The sequence below is a fragment of the Planktothrix sp. FACHB-1355 genome, from assembly GCF_014748295.1.
In the GTDB taxonomy this organism is placed as follows: Bacteria; Cyanobacteriota; Cyanobacteriia; order Cyanobacteriales; family Aerosakkonemataceae; genus Aerosakkonema; species Aerosakkonema funiforme_A.
In genome coordinates, this window is record NZ_JACJUP010000420.1 from 1 (window position 1) to 5,109 (window position 5,109).

Annotated in this window: 4 protein-coding genes; all 4 read left to right on the forward strand. The window is 42.0% G+C overall.

Annotation, left to right across the window (positions count from 1 at the left end; genetic code table 11):
• On the forward strand, nucleotides 1-1,570 hold a 1,570-nt coding region (gene proX / locus H6S82_RS17365; RefSeq protein ID WP_191056471.1), incomplete at its 5' end, for a glycine betaine/L-proline ABC transporter substrate-binding protein ProX.
• 309 nt (nucleotides 1,571-1,879) lie between these two features.
• A complete protein-coding gene (locus H6S82_RS17370; protein ID WP_190470682.1) occupies nucleotides 1,880-2,908 on the forward strand; it encodes a DMT family transporter in 1,029 nt (342 codons plus the stop codon).
• 673 nt (nucleotides 2,909-3,581) lie between these two features.
• A complete protein-coding gene (locus tag H6S82_RS17375; protein WP_190470686.1) occupies nucleotides 3,582-4,202 on the forward strand; it encodes a FeoB small GTPase domain-containing protein in 621 nt (206 codons plus the stop codon).
• Nucleotides 4,168-5,109, forward strand: a 942-nt coding sequence (locus tag H6S82_RS17380) for a ferrous iron transporter B (RefSeq protein ID WP_191056472.1), incomplete at its 3' end; no start/stop codon positions are given. The genes H6S82_RS17375 and H6S82_RS17380, both read left to right, overlap by 35 nt.

Genomic DNA, 5,109 nt, shown 5'->3' on the forward strand with positions numbered 1-5,109 from the left:
GATTGATAAAAAGACTGCGGATAAATATCAGATTACTAACTTACAACAATTTCAAGACCCAAAGATTGCCAAGCTATTTGATACCGATGGAGATGGCAAAGCCGATCTAGTTGGTTGCGATCCGGGTTGGAGTTGTGAGTTAGAAATGGATCGTCATCTAGATGCTTACAAATTGCGGAATACTGTAGAAATTAATAAGGGAAATTATACAGCTCTGATTGCAGATGCCTTAACTCGTTACCAACAAGGAAAACCATTTTTTTCCTATGTTTATAGTCCTTTCTGGCTCGGTCAGGTAATGAAAGTCGATCGAGATGCGATCTGGCTGGAAGTTCCATTTACTACCTCTTCCAAAGCCACTGGGAAACTTACTGCCAAAGATACATCTGTAAACGGCAAAAATCTGGGGATGGTTCAAGGTAGATATCGAGTACTTGCCAACCGAAAATTTTTAGCGAAAAATCCCTCGGTTAAACGTTTCTTTGAACTGGTGAAAATTCCTTATCAAGATATGATTCGGGAAAGTTTTATCATTAAACAGGGTGAAGATAAACCCCAAGATATTCGTCGTCATGCCGAGGAATGGGTGAAGCAGAATAATAAACTGTTTCAGGGCTGGATAAATCAAATCAAGCAACCCAATCATAACCTGTTAGAAGAAACTTCTTCAAGTATTGGGAATAATCCTAACCCCAAAACCCAAAGTTTAACGAGATTGAGTATCTTATTAAATCCTTTTCAGCTTTACACCGTTCCTCTAGACAAGTGGATTACAGCAACTATTAATTTCTTGGTAAATAACTTTCGTCCTTTCTTCCAAACAATTCGCATTCCGATCGGTTGGGTATTACAAGCAATTCGTAATTTCTTGTTGGCGATTCCTCCAATAATCTTGCTACTATTGGCCAGTTTTATGACATGGCGAATTGCAGGAAAACCTGTAGGAATTTACAGCTTACTTGCCCTAATATTAATTGGTTTTACTGGGCTGTGGGAAGCGGCGATAATTTCCTTAGCTCTTGTGGTTACATCTGTGATATTTTGCATTATTGTTGGTATTCCCTTGGGTGTAGCTTGTGCCCGGAGCGATCGATTTGAGCGAGCGCTTTTACCCCTCCTTGATGCCATGCAAACTCTGCCAGTGTTTGTTTATCTGGTGCCGGTAATTATGCTATTTGGAATTGGAGAAGTTCCGGGGGTAATTGCTACGATTATTTATGCCCTTCCTCCCTTAATTCGCTTTACTAATTTGGGGATTCGACAAGTTTCTCCAGAGATTGTGGAGGTAGCTAGCGCCTTTGGTTCAACACCCAGACAAACCTTATGGGAAGTGCAAATTCCGCTGGCTATACCCACGATTCTGGCTGGAGTTAATCAAACTGTGTTGTTTGCTCTGGGGATGTCGGTGGTTGCTTCCATGATTGCAGTTCCAGGACTGGGTTTAACGGTATTACAAGGTGTGGGGCGCTTAGATGTGGGGATGGCAGCTGTGGGGGGATTAGGAATTGTTTTGTTGGCAATTCTGCTCGATCGCATCACTCAAGCTATTGGCAAGAGGTATAACGGTTGAAGCCTTACAGGAATACCCAAATTATAGGGGTCTATCTTTCCCTGTAAATGTTAGAAATTGCTCGAAAAAAAAACAAGTCGATCGATATTTGTAACCAGTCAAATTGGGAAACGAAATTTCTTTCAGCAGAAATCATTAAATGCTATTATTTATGTAGGAATATTCACCTTTGGTCACGCTCATTAGATTGAACAATGAAAAGAAGAAGCAATTCTCTGGGATAAAAGCCGGAGCGAAGCTTACTCACCCCAGTATCGCGATTTTCCCAATTAACTCAGGGATTTCCCACAAAAGTGGAAGAGAATAAATTTGCCAGCATATTCAAGTAATACAGAACAAATCGAACAACTACCAATGTCAATATTAGAGCCATCTCCGCAGATTGTCACAAAAGACTCCCATTTCCTGGCAATTGCTGCCATATTATTAGCTGTTTTAATTTGTGGATTCACACCAATACTGATTCGATTTTGCGAAAGCGAAGTCGGACCAGATGCGCTCGTCTTTAACCGCTACTGGATAGCCACAACAGTTTTACTATTATGCAATGGCTTGGGGGCTGGACACCGCTTTTGGAGCAAATCTCAAAATCTGTCCAGTCAACTGAATGAGGAAACATCCTCCCCCATATCTTATACGAGTCAAACAGTATGCCTCTTGTTAATATCGGGATTCTGCTTCGCTACTATGCAGGTTTTATGGTCTTGGTCACTCACTCAGACTAATCTTGCCAACTCTGCCTTGCTTCATAATTTTTCCATCTTTTTTACAACAACAGCGGAATGGTTCCTCTTCAAGCAATACTTTCATAAAAACTTTCTGATGGGTCTTGTTATAGCTGTAGGAGGAATGATTTTACTAGGATTAAATGACCTGCAATTTGAGCCATCTCAAATCCAAGGAGATATTATTAGCCTAGTCTCTAGTGTGGCGTTTGGGGCGTTTTTAATGAGTGCGGAAAGAGTGAGAAAACGAGTAAATACTAACACCACAATGTTTTGGTGTTACGCATTAGCAATTATCCTGACTCTCCCGCTGGCTGCGATCGTTCGCGAGCAAGTATTCCCTATATCAGTTCAGGGGTGGTATGGTGTTTTTATTTTGGGGCTTAATGCTGCTATATTCAGTTTTTTGCAAATATATAGTCTTCAGCAGTTATCTGCATCTTTCGTTGCCCTAGTTTTCCTACTAGATCCAATTTTGACAGGTATCTTTGCCTGGTGGATATTTGGAGAAACGTTGCCTTGGCTCAATTTATTTGCATTTGCTGTAATTTTAGTGGGGTTGTATTTCGCGGTATCTAGTCCATCGGTAGCGAGCGATTTTGAGGAGAATTAAGTACGAAATAGCCATAAAGGTTGAGAGCGCGTACACTTGATTCGCCTGAATTGAGAAATAGACATCTCCTCCAAAAGAATCTTAAAGGGCAGGCAGGATGCCTACCCCACAAGAATTTTTGGAGGTTTTCCCCCTTTGACATACTCACCGGGCTGAAGCCACGGTGATTCTTTACGCTTCATTGAGCTCTGCTACCGAAGTAGTCTTAGAATCAGCAGACCCGGATTTGGTATTATTATTCTCAAAATTATTATTAACTAATTTTTCAAACTTATTGAGATTATTATTTAATTGTTAATTTTAAATCGCCTTTGTCGAACTGGCGACAAGCAGATAACTGTGACGCCTAGTACAGCAAAACCCCTATTCAATGCGATCGCGGGACGGGGACTTTAAGCTGCTCCACAAGCCAGCTTCAAGAGCCTTTTAGACAAAATGGACGGAATTGCCCCAATCGATCGAGTGCTTCTGTATCCTATTTAACCCAACTCAATTATCAAGTATTGTTAAAATTCTTTCTCAATAACTCTAAAGGTTATATAAGTGTTCTAGGTCTGCTTATTGAGAATCTTTTTTAACAACTCTCATGTTGTTTTAGTCAGAGGTGCGAACATAACAACCTTTGACTGTGCAACTTATTATGAGAATTTGTAGCCAAAATTGGAGAAATTCTATGGAATGCCATAAATGTGTAAGAAATTGCGGTAACACGCATCAAGGAAAAAAACGCAGTTTTTGGAAATGGCGCACAAAAAAGGAGAAATCGGTAGAATCGCCAAAAATTCCGAAAGTTGCTTTAGTCGGTACGCCTAATGTGGGAAAAAGCGTGCTGTTTAATGCCTTGACAGGTACTTACGTTACGGTATCTAACTATCCGGGAACGACTGTAGAAGTGTCGCGAGGAGAGACGCGCATAGGAGATCGCTTCTTTGCCATTGTGGATACGCCGGGAATGTACTCGCTACTACCAATTACCGAAGAAGAAAAAGTCGCCAGAGACTTGCTGTTTGCAGAAACAGTAGATCTGGTAATTCATGTTATCGATGCCAAAAATTTAGGCAGAATGCTGCCGTTGACGTTTCAGCTAATTGAAGCGGGATTGTCTGTATTGTTGGCAGTTAATATGATGGACGAAGCACAACGCTTGGGTATCCAAATCAATCCCGCTCGCTTGGAAAAAGAATTGGGAATTCCAGTCGTGACAATGGCGGCGGCACAAAATGTCGGTATTTCGGTATTGAAGGAAAGGGTGTTTGAATATGTTAAGTCAGATTGCTTATCCGCAGCCTATTGAGGAAGCGATCGCCAAAATAGAGTCTCTGCTTTCCCAGGAACTCTTCCTCTCTAACGATCGGCCAATTTCCAAACGCAGTCTCGCATTGCTGTTATTGCAAAAAGACCCTGATTTTTGGGAAAAAGTGCAGCAAAAAGAACAGCAATATCAAGCAATTGAAGCGGCGATTAATTTAGCGGAACAGCAACTCAACCAACCCCTGAGTTTAGCGATCGCGCACGCACGTCAGCACCAAGCTTGGCATCTCGAAAAAAAGGTACTCCAAGAACCAACTCAAGAACAAAGAATGTTCAGCGAGAGGTTGCACAGCCTCACCGTTAATCCCATCACCGGATTTCCCATCCTGGTAGTTATTCTCTACTTCGGCGTCTATAAATTTGTCGGTGAATTCGGCGCAGGCACATTAGTTGATACCATAGAAACTTTCTTTGAAAGTAACATTAACCCCTTCGTCAACTCTGCACTAGCTCAAATTTTACCTTGGCAAGCGCTGCAAGATTTGCTCGGCAACGAATACGGCATCATCACGCTGGGAATTCGCTACGCCGTCGCGATCGTATTGCCAGTAGTAGCTACTTTCTTTTTAATGTTTTCTCTGTTGGAAGATAGCGGCTACTTACCGAGATTATCCCTCATGCTCGATCGCCTATTCAAATCCATCGGTTTATCGGGACGCGCTGTGATTCCAATGGTATTGGGATTGGGTTGCGATACAATGGCGACGATGGTAACGCGCACTCTGGAAACTAAAAGAGAGCGCTTGATTGCGACCTTTCTCCTCTCTTTAGCCATTCCCTGCGCCGCGCAATGGGGCGTGATTGTCGGTTTGTTAGCCCAAAAGCCAGGAGCGTTGTTAATTTGGGGAGGATTTATTACCGGAATTTTCTTAGTAGTCGGTTATTTAACA

Excerpts from the sequence above, each read along its gene's own strand:
- H6S82_RS17375 (WP_190470686.1), top strand. The coding sequence starts at position 3,582 with ATGGAATGCCATAAATGTGTAAGAAATTGCGGTAACACGCATCAAGGA.